Genomic DNA, 14,402 nt, shown 5'->3' with positions numbered 1-14,402 from the left:
ACCCTCGTATCCGTTAACTCAGATACGCTTTTTCCATTCGTAGATAAGCTCCAGGGCCCGTCTGGGTGTGATGTCGTCCGGCTGCAGGCGTTCCAGTTCCTCGATGAGAGGATGGGCGGCGCTGGCGAACAGATCGGCCTGTAGCGGACGATCCTTGGCTGGCGCGCTCACCGGCAGCGGCGTACCCACCTCACCGTTGAAACTGGCCGCTTCCAGGCGGGCGAGATGCTCGCGCGCGCGCAGGATGACGTCTTCCGGTACTCCGGCCAGCTGCGCCACGGCCAGGCCGTAGCTCTGGCTGGCCGGGCCGGGCAGCACATGGTGCAGGAAGACGATGCGGTCATTGTGCTCGGTGGCGTTGAGGTGGACGTTGGCCACGCTCGGCTGGCCGTCCGGCAGCACGGTCAGCTCGAAGTAGTGGGTGGCGAACAGCGTCCAGGCGCGCAGCCGCGCCAGTTGCTCGGCGGCGGCCCAGGCCAGCGACAGGCCATCGAAGGTGCTGGTGCCGCGACCGACCTCGTCCATCAGCACCAGGCTGTGTTCGCTGGCGTTGTGCAGGATGTTGGCGGTCTCGCTCATCTCCACCATGAAGGTGGAACGGCCGCCGGCCAGGTCGTCGCTGGAACCGATGCGGGTAAAGATGCGATCCACCAGCGACAGCTCGCAACTGGCCGCCGGGACGAAGCTGCCGACATGGGCCAGGAGCACGATCAGCGCGGTCTGGCGCATGTAGGTGGACTTGCCGCCCATGTTCGGACCGGTGATCACCAGCATGCGGGTGTCGTTGTCGAGGGCGACGTCATTGGCGACGAAGGGCGTTTCCAGCACCTGTTCCACCACCGGGTGGCGCCCCTGGCCGATCTTTAGGCAGGGCTCCTCGACGAAGCGCGGCTTGTTCAGGTCCAGGTTGAGGGCGCGCTCGGCGAAGTTGGCCAGGACGTCCAATTCGGCCAGGGCGGCGGCGCTGTCCTGCAGCGGCGCCAGGTGGCCGATGAGCTCGTCGAGCAGGGCTTCGTAGAGCGCCTTTTCCCGCGCCAGAGCGCGACTCTGGGCCGACAGCGCCTTGTCTTCGAAGGCCTTGAGCTCGGGGGTGATGAAGCGCTCGGCGCCCTTGAGGGTCTGGCGGCGGATGTAGTCGGCCGGGGCCGATTCGGCCTGGCGGCTGGGGATCTCGATGAAGTAGCCGTGGACGCGGTTGTAGCCGACCTTGAGGCCCTGTAGGCCGGTGCGGGCCTTTTCCCGGGCCTCCAGGTCCATGAGGAACTGGCCGGCGTTCTCGCTCAGGGTCTGCAACTCGTCCAGCTCGCTGTCGTAGCCGCGCTTGATGACGCCGCCATCGCGGATCACCGCGGGCGGATTGTCGATGATGGCGCGGGCCAGGGTAGCGGCCAGCTCCGGATAGGTCTGGATGCTCCGGGCCAGGTCGAGCAGGTGCGGGGCGATCATCTGCGTCAGCCCCTCCTGCAGCATTGGCAACGCGGCCAGGGCATCGCGCAGGCGGGCGAGATCCCGCGGACGGGCGTTGCGCAGGCCGATGCGGGCGAGGATGCGTTCCAGGTCGCCGATGTCCTTGAGCTGCGGTTGCAGCGACTCGAAGCGATAGCCTTCCAGCAGGCAGGTGATGGCGTCCTGGCGGGCTTCGATGATGGCGCGATTGCGCAACGGGCGATTCAGCCAGCGGGTCAGCAGGCGACTGCCCATGGCGGTCTGGCAGCGGTCCACCACCGATTGCAGGGTGTTGTCGCGACCGCCGGCCAGGTTGACGTCCAGTTCCAGGTTGCGGCGGCTGGCGCCGTCGAGGATGACGGTATCGTCCAGGCGCTCGTGGCGGAGGCTGCGCAGGTGCGGCAGGGCGGTGCGCTGGGTTTCCTTGGCATAGGCCAGCAGGCAGCCGGCGGCGCCGAGGGCCAGGCCCAGCTTGTCGCAACCGAAGCCCTTGAGGTCACCGGTGCCGAATTGCTGGCAGAGGCTCTTGAGCGCCGAATCGCAGTCGAAATCCCAGGGCGCCCGACGACGTACTCCGCGGCGCTTCTCGGCGGGCAGGCCGGCGGGCCAGTCGTCGGGGATCAGCAGCTCGGCGGGATTGAGACGGTCCAGCTCCGCCAGCAGGGTTTCCCAGCCGGCCAGTTCCTGCACGGTGAAGCGACCGCTGGCGATGTCCAGCACGGCCAGGCCGAACAGGCGTTCGTCGCCCAGCACGGCGGTCAGCAGGTTGTCGCGGCGCTCGTCGAGCAGCGCCTCGTCGCTGACGGTGCCGGGGGTGATGATGCGCACCACCTGGCGTTCCACCGGGCCCTTGCTGGTGGCCGGGTCGCCGATCTGCTCGCAGATCACCACTGACTCGCCGAGCTTGACCAGCTTGGCCAGGTAGCCTTCGGCGGAATGGAAGGGGATGCCGGCCATGGGGATGGACTTGCCGGCCGAGGCGCCACGGGCGGTCAGGGTGATGTCGAGCAACTTGGCGGCACGCCGGGCGTCGTCATAGAACAGCTCGTAGAAATCGCCCATGCGATAGAACAGCAGCTGTTCGGGATGCTGATGCTTGATCTTGAGGTACTGCTGCATCATGGGCGTGTGCGCGGAGAGATCGCTCATGCGGGTGTTTCGATCCGGTTGCCTGTGGATAGCCGCGTATTGTCCATCAACTGGCGGCATTTGTCGGCCCCGCTCGGCTCAGGGCAGCGGCATCAGGCCTGCGGTCGTTGTTCGCGGGCGGCCAGCAGCAGATCGATCTGGGTCAGGAGTCTTTCCAGGGTGAAGGGCTTGGCCAGCACCTCGACGCCGGGGACCGGCAGGGGCTGACCTGGCAGGTCCGCCTCGGCGTAGCCGGTGATCAGCAGGGTCATCAGACCGGGGCGGCGTTCACGGGCCAGGGCGGCGAGCTGGCAGCCGCTCAGCCCGCCTGGCAGGCCGACATCGGCGATCAGCAGGTCCAGCGGCGTGTCCGATTCCAGCACCTGCAGGGCGGTGGCGGCATCGGTCGCCTCCAGGGTGCGGATACGGTGTTCGCGCAGGGCCTCGTCCACCAGCGTCCGCACCAGGGGTTCGTCGTCCACCACCAGTACCGTCATGCCAGCGGGATAGCGCAACGGTGAGGTGCGCAGCGTCTCGATCGACGGCGGCGGGGCGTCCACCAGGCGCGGCAGATAGAGGGTGACGGTGGTGCCCCGCTCGGGTGCCGAGACGATATGGGCGACGCCGCCGGACTGTTTGGCGAAGCCATAGATCATCGACAGACCGAGGCCGGTGCCCATGCCCACCGGCTTGGTGGTGAAGAAGGGATCGAAGGCGCGCGCCAGGACCTCGGGCGGCATGCCGGTCCCGGTGTCGAGCACCGCCAGGGTCACATAGTCGCCAGGCGGCAATTCCAGGGCGGCAGCCTGGCCGTCGTTGAGCCGGCGATTGGCGGTGACGATGCGCAGCGTCCCACCCTCGGGCATGGCATCCCGGGCGTTGATGCACAGGTTGAGCAGGGCGTTCTCCAGCTGGTGGGGATCGCACAGGGTGGGATTCAACGCCTCGGCCAATTCGATGTGTATCTCGACCTGGGGACCGACCGAGCGGCGGATGAGTTCTTCCATGCCCAGCACCAGGGCGTTGGTCTGGGTGGCGGTGGGATCCAGCGCCTGGCGGCGGGAAAAGGCGAGCAGGCGATGGGTCAGGGCTGCGGCGCGTTCGGCGGCGCCCTTGGCGCCCGTGGCATAGCGTTCGAGATCGGTGTAGCGGCCCTGGGCGAGTCTCAGGCTGAGCATGTCGAGACTGCCGATCACGCCGGTCAGCAGGTTGTTGAAGTCATGGGCGATGCCACCGGTCAGCTGGCCCACGGCTTCCATCTTCTGGCTCTGGCGCAACTGTTCCTCGGTCTGGCGCAGGGCTTCCTGCTGCTCGCGGATGGCCGTCACCTCGCGTACCGCGGAATAGATGAGGCCATCCTGCAAGACCGAATTCCACGACAGCCAGCGATAGCCGCCGTCGCGATGCCGGTAGCGATTCTCGAAGCCGAACACCGGTTCACCAAGCGTCAGGCGTTCCAGCGCCGCCTCGGTGCGGGCGCGATCCTCGACGTGAACGAAGGCCATGAAGGGTTCGTGGCGCAGCTGCTCTGCACTCCAGCCCAGGGTGCTGGTCCAGGCCGGATTGAGGTCCAGCAGCTGGCCTTCGAGGGTAGCCGTGCAGAGCAGGTCTGGGCTGGCCTGCCAGATCAGGTCCCGCTGCCGGGTGCGCAGAGTGACCTGTTCGCCGAGATTGCCGGCGAAGCGGTGGAGGGACTCCAGGCTGCGGCGCTGGGCTGCGCAGACCATGGCCATGATGACGTTGACCAGCACGAACAGCGCATGGGACACCCAGCGTTCGGAGAACAACGCGAAATAGGCCGGGGCCTTGACGAAGAGGGTCTCGGCCAGCAGTACCGACAGCAGGGTGGCGAAGATCCCGGGACCGAGGCCGAACCAGAAGGCCCCGGCCATGATGAAGGGAATGAACAGCAGATAGGGCAGGCTGTCGATCCCCAGGCTCAGCCGGATGCCGGCCGCGACGGCGATGAGCAGGGCCGCGCCCAGATAGCGCAAGGGGGCAGGGGCGTCCCGCGGGGCCAGCTTGAGCAACCGGCCGAGCAGGATGTAAGGGGCGATGGGCACTGGCGCTAGACCTCGGGACGCGGGTCCGTCACGGTAGCGAAAGGCTGCACGAGCGGCAGGCCGATCAGGTGCCCTCGTGCCGCTCGAATTCCTCGACGGCACGCGCTACCTCGGCATTGTCCGCCGCCGTGCTGCGGGCTTGACGCTCGAAGGCGGTGGCCAGTTCGTTGACCAGCTGCAGCAGGCGCGGGATGTCGCCGCTGCGCTCGGCATCGGCGGCCTGCTCGCGCACGCGGTTGACGAAGGCTTGGGGATCGTCGAAGGCGGTCATGGGGCGTTCTCCGTGGGGATGATACTTGTCTGACCACAAATGACGGCCAAGGCTCACTCGCGCCGCTGCCAGACCTCGGGATTCACCAGATTCGCCGGTCGTTGACCGCCCAGGGCGGCCAGCAGATTGTCCACCGCACAGCGGGCCATGGCTTCACGCGTCTCCCGGGTCGCCGAGCCCAGGTGCGGCGTAGGCACCACGTTGGGCAGTTGCAGCAGGGGCGAGTCCGCTGCCACGGGTTCCTGATCGAAGACATCCAGGCCGGCGCCGCGCAGGCGGCCTTCCTGCAAGGCCGTGACCAGCGCGGCCTCGTCGATCACCGGTCCGCGCGAGACATTGATCAGGATGGCGTGGGCCGGTAGCCGCGCGAGTTCAGCGGCGCCCAGCAGGTGATGGGTCTCCTCGCTCAGGGGCACGGTGACGCAGAGGAAGTCGCAGCTCGCCAGCAACTCGGGCAGCGGCAGGAAGCGCGCGCCGAAGCGCTCGTCCACCCCGGGCTTGGCGGCGTGGGCGGTGTAGTTGACCTGCATGCCGAAACCCAGGTGGGCGCGGCGGGCGATGGCCTGGCCGATGCGGCCCATGCCCACCAGCCCCAGGGTCTTGCCATGGACGTCGCAACCGAAGTGCGCCTCGCCCAGACTGGCTTGCCACTGGCCGGCGCGCACCCAGTCGGCCAGCTCGACGATGCGCCGCGCGGTGGCGAGCAGCAGGGCGAAGGCGGCGTCGGCCACGCTTTCGGTCAGGACATCCGGGGTGTTGCAGAGCAGGATGCCGCGCCGCTGCAGATAGGGCAGGTCATAGCTGTCGAATCCGACCGAGACGCTGGCGATGGCTTCCAGCCGGGGCGCCAGATCCAGCAACTCGGGCGTCAGCTTGAAGCTGGAGCCGAGCAGGCCTTGAGCCTCGGGCAGACGCTCGCGCAGCCGGGCTTCGCCGCCCGGCGCCTTGACGTCGACGTATTCCAGGTCGAAGGCTTCTTCCAGGCGCGCGGTGAGCGCCGGGGACAGGGCCTTGTAGTGGATCACCTTCTTTTTCATGGACAGCGTTTCCTCTAGTGACTGGCGGCGGGCTTGAGCGCCGCGGCGCGGGCGACCGGCTCCTGGCGCAGCAGCAGGGTCAGGACCACGGCCACCAGCAGGGCGCCACCCATGAAGCCGAAGGACGCCCCGGGACCGCCGGTCACGCCATTGAGATAGCCCACCAGGTAGGAGCCGGCAAAGGAGCCCAGGGCACCCATGCTATTGATCAGCGCCATGGCGCCACCGGCCACGTTGCCGGGGAGGATTTCCGGGACGATGGCGAAGAAGGGGCCGTAGGGGGCGTACATGCAGGCACCGGCCACCACCAGCAGGGCATAGGACCACCAGAAGTGCTGGGTGCCGAGGGCGAAGGAGCCGAGGAAGGCCAGGGCGGCGATCAGCAGCGGCGGCCAGACGAACAGCTTGCGATTCTGCAGGCGATCCGACGCCCAGGACACGCCGACCATGGCCAGCACGGCGGCGAGGTAGGGCAGCGAGGACAGCCAGCCGGCTTGGACGATGTCCAGTTGGGCCCCTTTGCGCAGTATCGAGGGCAGCCAGATGACGAAGCCATAGACGCCGATGCTCCAGCAGAAATACTGCAGCGACAGCAGGATGACCTTGGGCGAGCGGAAGGCTTCGGCGTAGTTCTTGACCGGCTTCATGCCCTGCTGCTCGGCCTTCAGGGCCTCTTCCAGGCGGGCCTTTTCGTCAGCGGCGAGCCACTTGGCATCCTTGGGGCGCTCGTCGGCGATCCGCCACCAGATAAAGGCCCAGATCACCGCCGGCAGGCCTTCGATGATGAACATCCAGCGCCAGTCCAGGGCATGGATCAGATAACCCGAGACCACCGACATCCAGAGGATGGTCACCGGATTGCCGAGGATCAGAAAGGTGTTGGCCCGGGAGCGCTCGCGCTTGGTGAACCAGTGGCAGAGATAGACCAGCATCGCCGGCATCACTGCCGCCTCCACCACACCGAGCAGGAAGCGGATGGCGATCAGCAGGGTGACGTTGGGCACCATGCCGGTCAGGGTCGCCAGGCCGCCCCAGCCGATCAGGCTCCAGAAGATCAGCCGCTTGACGCTGCGCTTCTCGGCGTAGATGGCGCCGGGCACCTGGAAGAAGAAGTAGCCGAGAAAGAACAGTGCGCCGAGCAGCGACGACATCGCCGGAGTGATGCCCAGGTCGTCGGCCATGCCCGAGGCGGCGGCGAAGCCGTAGTTTGCCCGATCGAGATAGGCCAGGCTGTAGGTGATGAAGACCACTGGCATCAGATACCACCAGCGGCGTGGAGCGAGAGAAGAGGCGTTCATGGGGTCACCTGCTTGATTGTTCTTGTAGGGGTGTAGATCAGGGTAGTTCGTGACGGTAGGGCAGTCCTTCCATGTCGCCGACCACCTGCACGGCGCGGGCGCCGATCCAGTTGCCACGGGCGACGGCGGCGGCGACGTCGAGACCGTCGAGCAGGGCGCTGACGAAGCCGGTGGCGAAGCCGTCGCCGGCGCCGACGGTGTCGACCACCTCGGCCACGGGCACGCCGGGGACCTCGCCCTCGGCGTCGGGCGTGCGCCAGTAGCCGCCCTCGGGGCCGAGCTTGATGGCCACGGCCTTGGCGCCACGGTCGAGGTAGAAGGCGGCGATGTCCGCCGGGGTGCCGTAGCCGGTCAGCAGGCGGCCCTCGGCCAGGCCGGGCAGCACCCAGTCGGCCAGGGCGGCGAGGTCGTTGAGTTCACGGCGCATCTGGTCTTCGCTGTCCCACAGCGACGGCCGCAGATTGGGATCGAAGGAGATGCTGCGGCCGGCGTCGCGCATGGCCTGCAGCAGGTGGCGGCTGAAGGCGCGGGCGCTGGGCGACAGCGCTGGTGGAATACCGGTGGCATGCAGGTGGCGCGCCTGGAGCAGGCTGGGGTCGAAGTCTTCCTCGATGTTGAGGTGGCTGGCCGCCGAGCCGCGGCGGAAGTACTCGACCACCGGATCGCTGCCATCGGTGGCGCGAGACTTGAGCTGAAAGCCGGTGGGGTGCCGGGGATCGACCCTGAGGCGGCGGCAGTCCAGCCCCTCGGCTTCGAGGCTGGCGCGCACGAAGCGGCCAAAGGAGTCATCGCCGACCCGCGACAGCCAGGCGACCTTGAAGCCCAGGCGGCTCAGGCCGATGGCCACGTTGTTGTCGGCGCCGGCGATGCGCTTGCCGAACTGGCCGACCGTGGCCAGCTCGCCCGGTGTCTCGGCGACGAACATGGTCATGGTTTCGCCAAAGGCGAGGATGTCGATGTCAGCCATGCCGGCGCGCCTCCTGAACCTGGGCATCCAGGGTGCGCAACGCCGCCACCTGGCGACGGGTCTCGGCCAGCAGATCCGCACCCATCAGGGGAAATTCGATGGCCCGCCGCAGGCCGCTGGGGAAGTGCGTCATCAGCCCCTGCCAGGCCAGCAGGTCCGCGGCTTCCGGCGGCACCGCATGCAGGCCACCGGCACGCCGGCGCACCGCCTTGCAATGCAGGTAACGGACGTCCGGGCCGAGCAGGCGGGCGGCCTGCAGCGGGTCTTCGTCCTGCCAGCGCCAGTTGCCGACATCGAAGGTCAGTCCCACCGGCAGCTGCGCTGCCCGCGCCGCCTGGATGAAGGCGCGCAGCGGTTCGATCCGGCCACCCTGGGCGGTCTGGTCGTTTTCCACCAGCAGTTGAGGGCCGGCGTCGGTCAGCAGGAGGGCGAGCGCCGCCAGATCGGCTGCGGCGCGATAGTGCCCGAGGGACACCTTGAGCGTATCGGCGCCCAGCAGGCGGGCCTCGGCGAGGGCGGCGGGGAGGCGTGGGGAGAGCGCGGCGTCGGTTTCGGGCCAGAGCTCCAGGGGGACGGAATAGACGCAGCCCAGGCCGACGGCCCGGATGGCGGCGCCCAGGGCCGCGAAGTCGGGGGCCTCGGTAAAGAGTTCGGCGCGGATCTCCACATGGGAGGCTCCCGCAGCGGCGATCAGATCGAGCCAGGCGGCCTGACCCTGGGCACGGACCCCGTCGGCGCCAAAGGCCGAGGTGGTGATGGCGATCTCCGGTGGCATTGTTGTTCTCCTGAAACCGGTTTCAAAGAAAGACGCACAAAAGGACGAAAGGTGCCCCTAGGTTCTGGCGCGAGTCGACTGGCGGATACGCAACTCCGCGCCGAAGGTCTGCTGCACCGGGGCGCTGCGATCGCCGTCGATACGCCGCTGCAGGCGCTCGAAGGCGGCCACGCCCAGGGCATGGGTCGGTTGGGCCAGGGCACTGATACCGCCGCCCACCAGGGGAAACCAATCCAGATCATCCAGGGCCAACAGACCGAAGCGCTCGAACAGGGGCTCGCCCAAGGCTTGCAGCGCCAGGGTGGTGGCCAGGGTGGCCACACCGTTGGCGGTGAGCAGCGCCTTGGGACCGGGACCGGGAGCGGCGAGGAAGGTGGCGAGGGCGGCTTGCAGCGCCAGGGCATCGTCAGCCTGGGCGCAATGGGTACCACGGCAGCCGGGGTGTTCGGCCAGTGCCGTGTCGAAGGCCGTCAGGCGCTGGCGGCGGGAGCTGGCGCCGTCCAGAGGTTCGCTGACCAGCAGCAGTTCGCGATAGCCCTGGCGTTGCAGGTGGGCGACCCCGGTGGCGATGGCCTGGTGGTTGTCGAGGCCGACCAGATCGGCCTCGACGCCGGGTAGTTCGCGATCCAGCAGCACCAGCGGCAGGCGGCTGCTCAGCTGGCGCAGGTCGGCGGCGTGCTGGCCGAAGGTGTTTACGATCAGGCCTTCGATGCTGTAGGACTGCAGCGCGGCCAGTTGCTGGCGCTCCTGGCGGGCGTCTTGGTCGGTGTTGCAGATCAGCAGCGAATAGCCCTGCTGGCGGCAGGCGGTTTCGACGCCATGCATGACCGCGGTGGAGTAGGGGTTGAGCAGGTCGGCCACCAGCATGCCGATCAGGCGACTGCGACCGCGCTTGAGGCCGCGGGCCATCTGGTTGGGCTGGAAATCGAGGGCGACCACGGCCTGCTTGATGCGCGCGGCGAGGGAGTCGGACAGCAGGCGGCGATCACCGCTGATGTAGCGGGACACGCTGGCCTTGGACACGCCGGCGGCGGCGGCCACTTCGGCGATGGTCGCACGGGTAGCGCGCGGACCGGGGAGGTAGACATCGTTCATGGCATACCGCTGTTAGGATTTTGTAGGTGCCTGAAACCGGTTTCAGTAAATCTTTTCTCACGCGCGGCGGCAAGCCGGTCTAAGGTGCAGGCCGACCAGTGGTCGCCGCAGCCGCTCGCTTGCCGCGGTCACCTTCTAAGTCTCTTTGCACAGGAAGCTCTCGATGGACCTCCTCGACAGCCTGGCCCAACGCCTGGGTGAAGCCCTGCAGGCGGCCGGCGCCCAGGTCACCACCGCCGAATCCTGCACCGGTGGCGGTATCGCCGAAGCCATTACCCGTATCGCTGGCAGCTCCGCCTGGTTCGAGGCCGGCTTCGTCACCTATTCCAACCGCCAGAAGACCTTGCAGCTGGACGTGCCCGAGGCCCTGTTCGAGCAGGTCGGAGCGGTCAGCGAAGAGGTGGTGGCGGCCATGGCGCTGGGTGCGCAACAGCGCGCCGGGGCGCGCTTCGCCGTGGCGGTGAGCGGGATCGCCGGGCCGGGTGGCGCGGTGCCGGGCAAGCCGGTCGGCACCGTCTGGCTGGCCTGGCGCGACGGCGAGAAATTGGGCACTGAACGTCAGGTCTTTGCCGGCGATCGCGCCGCCGTCCGCCAGCAGACCCAGGTCCGCGCGCTGGAGGTTTTATTGGCGTTTCTGACCGAGGAAAAAGGCCCTCAGGTGTAGCAACCAGGGGGCGACTATGGTTTAATACTGTTCACTTATACAGGTATCCACGGCCGTCTGGCCCTTCTTTCTCCGAGAGGAATCTAATGGACGACAACAAAAAGCGTGCCCTGGCCGCGGCCTTGGGACAGATTGAAAAGCAATTCGGCAAGGGCACCGTGATGCGCATGGGCGATCACGATCGCCAGGCCATTCCGGCGATTTCCACCGGCTCCCTGGGTCTCGACATCGCCCTCGGCATCGGCGGTCTGCCCAAGGGCCGTATCGTCGAAATCTACGGTCCCGAGTCCTCGGGCAAGACCACCCTGACCCTGTCGGTCATCGCCCAGGCCCAGAAGCAGGGCGCCACCTGCGCCTTCGTCGACGCCGAACACGCGTTGGACCCGGACTACGCCGGCAAGCTGGGCGTCAACGTCGACGACCTGCTGGTGTCCCAGCCGGATACCGGCGAACAGGCCCTGGAAATCACCGACATGCTGGTGCGCTCCAACGCGGTCGACGTCATCATCGTCGACTCCGTGGCCGCCCTGGTGCCCAAGGCCGAGATCGAAGGCGAGATGGGTGACATGCACGTGGGTCTGCAGGCGCGTCTGATGTCCCAGGCGCTGCGCAAGATCACCGGCAACATCAAGAACGCCAACTGCCTGGTCATCTTCATCAACCAGATCCGCATGAAGATCGGTGTGATGTTCGGCAACCCCGAGACCACCACCGGCGGTAACGCCCTGAAGTTCTACTCCTCGGTCCGTCTCGACATCCGCCGCATCGGCGCGGTGAAGGAAGGCGACGAGGTGATCGGTAGCGAAACCCGCGTCAAGGTGGTCAAGAACAAGGTGGCACCGCCGTTCCGCCAGGCCGAGTTCCAGATCCTCTACGGCAAGGGTATCTACCTGAACGGCGAGATCATCGATCTGGGCGTGCAACTGGGTCTGATCGAGAAGTCGGGCGCCTGGTACAGCTACCAGGGCAGCAAGATCGGCCAGGGCAAGGGCAATGCTGCCAAATTCCTGGAAGACAACCCCGAGATCAAGGGCGCCGTGGACAAGGCGATCCGCGAGAAGCTGCTGAGCCAGCCGACCAATCAGAAGGCCGAAGTGGCCGCTGAAGAAGACGCGGACGTCGATTTCTGATCGCCGGCCAGTGCTCTAGACGACCCCCGCCCCGTGCGGGGGTTTTCGCATAAGGAGGATCACCCTTGGGCAATCCACTGGATACCACCGCTGCCATCCGTTTCGCCGCCATGGACCTCCTGGCGCGTCGCGAGCATGGCCGTGAAGAGCTGTCGCGCAAGCTGCGGCGGCGCGGGGCCGAGGAAAGCCTGCTCGGTCCGGTGCTGGATCGCCTGGCCGAGGATGGCCTGCTCGACGAAAGCCGCTATCTGGAGAGTTATATCGCCAGCCGTGCCCGCTCCGGTTACGGCCCCATGCGGATCCGCGAAGAACTGGGCCAGCGTGGCCTGAAAAGAGAGCAGGTGGAAACGGCCCTGCGCGAAGCGGATGTGGACTGGCAGGCGCAGCTGGAAGAGGTGTGGCGCCGGAAGTTCGGTACACCGCCGGCCGACGCCAAGGAGCGCGCCAAGCAGGGCCGCTTCCTGGCCTACCGAGGTTATGCCATGGACGGGATCAACCGGGTGCTGAGCCGGCGGTAGTGCCTGGGGTGCCGGGCTTCGCTGCGCTTGACCCAGACCGCAGGTCCATCCCGCCCGCGGTGAGGCCTGATTGTGGAAGACAAACGCACGCACGGCTAACCCCCTCTCCCTGAGGGAGAGGGTTGGGGTGAGGGCGCGCGTCGCGGTGATGCCCGAGGGGGAAAAGAAGGCGGCCTTTTCCCGTGCTTTTGCCTGGAACGACTCGAGCTCAGCGCTATCGCGGCCATGGGCCGCTCCTACCGTCAACTCAGCGTCCGTAGGAGCGGCCCATGACCGCGATGGCAGCGATCAACCTCGGTCGCGCAGGTTTGCCCTGAGCACAGTGCAGCCCAACATCGGTTCTGGTGTTGGAGAGCGTTGGGCTTCGCTGCGCTCGACCCAACTTAATTGTCTGCCCAATGCTCCGGCCGATTAAGTTCGTCCACCAGTTCGCGCAGACGGCCATAGTGACGGCCGTGGAAGTCGAAGGTGAGGCGCGTCAGGTGGGCGAATTCCGCTTCGTCGGCCTCGCCTTCGCCCGGGGCCAGCTGGGTGAAGCCCGGGGTGCGACAGAGGTCGGCGAAATCCGTGGCCAGCTGCTCCAGGCAGGCGGGAGTCACGGCGTGCTTGAGACGGATATGCAGCAGGCCGTCACGCCGGCGGGTGGAGTGGTAGTTGCCGTAGAAGTGCTCGATCTCGGCCGCGGCGGCTTCCGGCGAACGCACCAGGCGCACCAGCTTGAGATCGGCGGGAAGGATGTAGCCTTCTTCCAGCAGGTTGCGCTGCAGATAGGCCAGGGTGTCGTCCCAGAAATGGCCGTCGGGGGTGTCCAGCAGGACCAGCGGCACCAGGGGGCTCTTGCCGGTCTGGATCAGGGTGAGCACCTCGAAGGTCTCGTCCAGGGTGCCGAAGCCGCCGGGACAGAGCACCAGGGCGTCCGCTTCCTTCAGAAAGAACAGCTTGCGCACATAAAAGAAGTGAAAGGACAGCAGGTGATCCGTGCCTTCGATGGTCGGATTAGCGCGCTGTTCGAAGGGCAGGGTGATGTTGAAGCCGAGGCTGGCTTCCGGCCCCGCGCCCTCGTGGGCAGCGCCCATGATGCCGGCGCCACCGCCGGTGATGACCATCATGTCGCGGCGGGCCAGGGCGCTGCCCAGCTCGCGGGCGAGGGTATAGAGGCCGTGATCGATGCGGGTCCGCGCCGAGCCGAACACCGTGACCTTGCGCCGCCGGCGAAAGCGCTCCAGGGTGCGGAAGGCCTGCTCCAGCTCCTTGAGCGTCTGCAGCATGATCTTGGCGTCCCAGCGCGCCGGATTGGTCTGCGCCATGCGCACCACCGTCACCAGCATCTCGCGGTAGAGGCCCAGATTGGGGCTGCCGCCCGGCAGGGCGTGCGCCAGCAATTCGTCGATGCGCTGACCGAGGTCCGCGGCGCTGGGCTCCACATGGCGGGCCAGGTAGCTGTCGTCGCTGTCCTCGGTCATGGCCGCAGTCTCCGCTTACTTGCCCAGGCCGCAGTCGGCGGCCTGGAAGCGCTCGACCATGACCGGCTTGTTGGTCTGGTATTCGGTGAAGTCATAGACCAGGGTGGCGCCGCGGGCCAGCAACTGGCGATAGCCGTTGTTCTGGCAGACGCTCTCGGCGAGCTGCACCCGCACCGTGGCCGGATTCTCGCGCATGCGGGCGGCATGGGCCGGGCGGACGCTGAGGTTGTTGATCAGCTGCTTGCCCTGCACGGTGTAGCCGCGGTCGAGGATGTCCTCGTTGATGGCGCGGGGCGTGCCCTGGCTGCTTTCGGTGGCCACCTTGCGCAGCATCTGGTTGAGCTCGTGGTCCTTGAGCGACTCGGCCGCCTGGACGGTGAAGGGCAGGGCGAGGGTCAGGGCGAGCAAAGCAAAACGAGGCATCGTGTTCTCCAGCGTAGAGGAGCCCGTTTCGACCGTGGTCGCGGGCGGGGGTTCGCAAGGCGTCTGCGCAGGGTAACCTGCCTGGCCGCCGCGGGCATCCCGATCGCTCTGGTAAACTGCGCTT

At 67.3% G+C, this 14,402-nt stretch carries 13 protein-coding genes; 3 read left to right on the top strand and 10 right to left on the bottom strand.

All coding sequences use genetic code 11. From position 1 onward, the window contains the following. Positions 1 to 18: 18 nt before the first annotated feature. The 8 genes from mutS to EC839_RS06620 form a co-directional block, all read right to left on the bottom strand. Positions 19 to 2,595 carry a DNA mismatch repair protein MutS gene (mutS, locus tag EC839_RS06655; protein ID WP_132832480.1) on the bottom strand — a complete coding sequence of 859 codons (2,577 nt, stop codon included), beginning with the start codon at positions 2,593 to 2,595 and terminating at the stop codon, positions 19 to 21. Positions 2,596 to 2,687: 92 nt separating this feature from the next. Next, a complete protein-coding gene (locus EC839_RS06650) occupies positions 2,688 to 4,637 on the bottom strand; it encodes an ATP-binding protein (RefSeq protein WP_007159389.1) in 1,950 nt (649 codons plus the stop codon). 64 nt (positions 4,638 to 4,701) lie between these two features. Next, complete coding sequence (locus tag EC839_RS06645) at positions 4,702 to 4,908, bottom strand: hypothetical protein (RefSeq protein ID WP_007159388.1); 207 nt, start codon at positions 4,906 to 4,908, stop codon at positions 4,702 to 4,704. Positions 4,909 to 4,961: 53 nt separating this feature from the next. Continuing rightward, on the bottom strand, positions 4,962 to 5,945 hold the full coding sequence (locus tag EC839_RS06640; RefSeq protein ID WP_007159387.1) for a D-glycerate dehydrogenase: 984 nt from the start codon (positions 5,943 to 5,945) through the stop codon (positions 4,962 to 4,964). A 14-nt stretch (positions 5,946 to 5,959) separates the two neighbouring features. Continuing rightward, the gene (locus tag EC839_RS06635; RefSeq protein WP_039975381.1) at positions 5,960 to 7,243 is read right to left on the bottom strand and encodes an MFS transporter; all 1,284 of its coding nucleotides are present in this window, start codon (positions 7,241 to 7,243) and stop codon (positions 5,960 to 5,962) included. Positions 7,244 to 7,280: 37 nt separating this feature from the next. Further along, positions 7,281 to 8,210: a sugar kinase gene (locus EC839_RS06630; protein WP_007159385.1), complete on the bottom strand. Its 930-nt coding sequence runs from the start codon at positions 8,208 to 8,210 to the stop codon at positions 7,281 to 7,283. Beyond that, positions 8,203 to 8,985 (bottom strand): sugar phosphate isomerase/epimerase, encoded by a 783-nt coding sequence (locus EC839_RS06625; protein WP_007159384.1) that lies wholly within the window; start codon positions 8,983 to 8,985, stop codon positions 8,203 to 8,205. The genes EC839_RS06630 and EC839_RS06625 overlap by 8 nt, the downstream gene beginning before the upstream one ends. Before the next feature lie 57 nt (positions 8,986 to 9,042). Beyond that, a complete protein-coding gene (locus EC839_RS06620; RefSeq protein ID WP_007159383.1) occupies positions 9,043 to 10,080 on the bottom strand; it encodes a substrate-binding domain-containing protein in 1,038 nt (345 codons plus the stop codon). A gap of 163 nt (positions 10,081 to 10,243) precedes the next feature. Here EC839_RS06620 and EC839_RS06615 point away from each other — a divergent pair, with 163 nt between their 5' ends. The 3 genes from EC839_RS06615 to recX all read left to right on the top strand — a co-directional run bounded on the left by EC839_RS06615 (position 10,244) and on the right by recX (position 12,392). Next, on the top strand, positions 10,244 to 10,744 hold the full coding sequence (locus EC839_RS06615) for a CinA family protein (RefSeq protein WP_007159382.1): 501 nt from the start codon (positions 10,244 to 10,246) through the stop codon (positions 10,742 to 10,744). Positions 10,745 to 10,830: 86 nt separating this feature from the next. Further along, positions 10,831 to 11,874, top strand: coding sequence for a recombinase RecA (gene recA, locus EC839_RS06610; RefSeq protein ID WP_007159381.1), 1,044 nt, complete (start codon positions 10,831 to 10,833; stop codon positions 11,872 to 11,874). 65 nt (positions 11,875 to 11,939) lie between these two features. Continuing rightward, on the top strand, positions 11,940 to 12,392 hold the full coding sequence (gene recX / locus EC839_RS06605) for a recombination regulator RecX (RefSeq protein ID WP_007159380.1): 453 nt from the start codon (positions 11,940 to 11,942) through the stop codon (positions 12,390 to 12,392). A gap of 383 nt (positions 12,393 to 12,775) precedes the next feature. On the opposite strand, the gene EC839_RS06600 is transcribed toward recX, so the two are convergent. Next, the gene (locus tag EC839_RS06600; RefSeq protein ID WP_007159379.1) at positions 12,776 to 13,855 is read right to left on the bottom strand and encodes a TIGR00730 family Rossman fold protein; all 1,080 of its coding nucleotides are present in this window, start codon (positions 13,853 to 13,855) and stop codon (positions 12,776 to 12,778) included. A 15-nt stretch (positions 13,856 to 13,870) separates the two neighbouring features. Continuing rightward, positions 13,871 to 14,278 (bottom strand): quorum-sensing-regulated virulence factor family protein, encoded by a 408-nt coding sequence (locus EC839_RS06595; RefSeq protein WP_027597050.1) that lies wholly within the window; start codon positions 14,276 to 14,278, stop codon positions 13,871 to 13,873. Positions 14,279 to 14,402: the final 124 nt, after the last annotated feature.

This window comes from Pseudomonas sp. JUb52, from assembly GCF_004341115.1.
In the GTDB taxonomy this organism is placed as follows: domain Bacteria; phylum Pseudomonadota; class Gammaproteobacteria; order Pseudomonadales; family Pseudomonadaceae; genus Chryseomonas; species Chryseomonas oryzihabitans.
The sequence above is the reverse complement of the archived record's forward strand: the minus strand, read 5'-3'. Positions and strand labels throughout refer to the sequence as shown.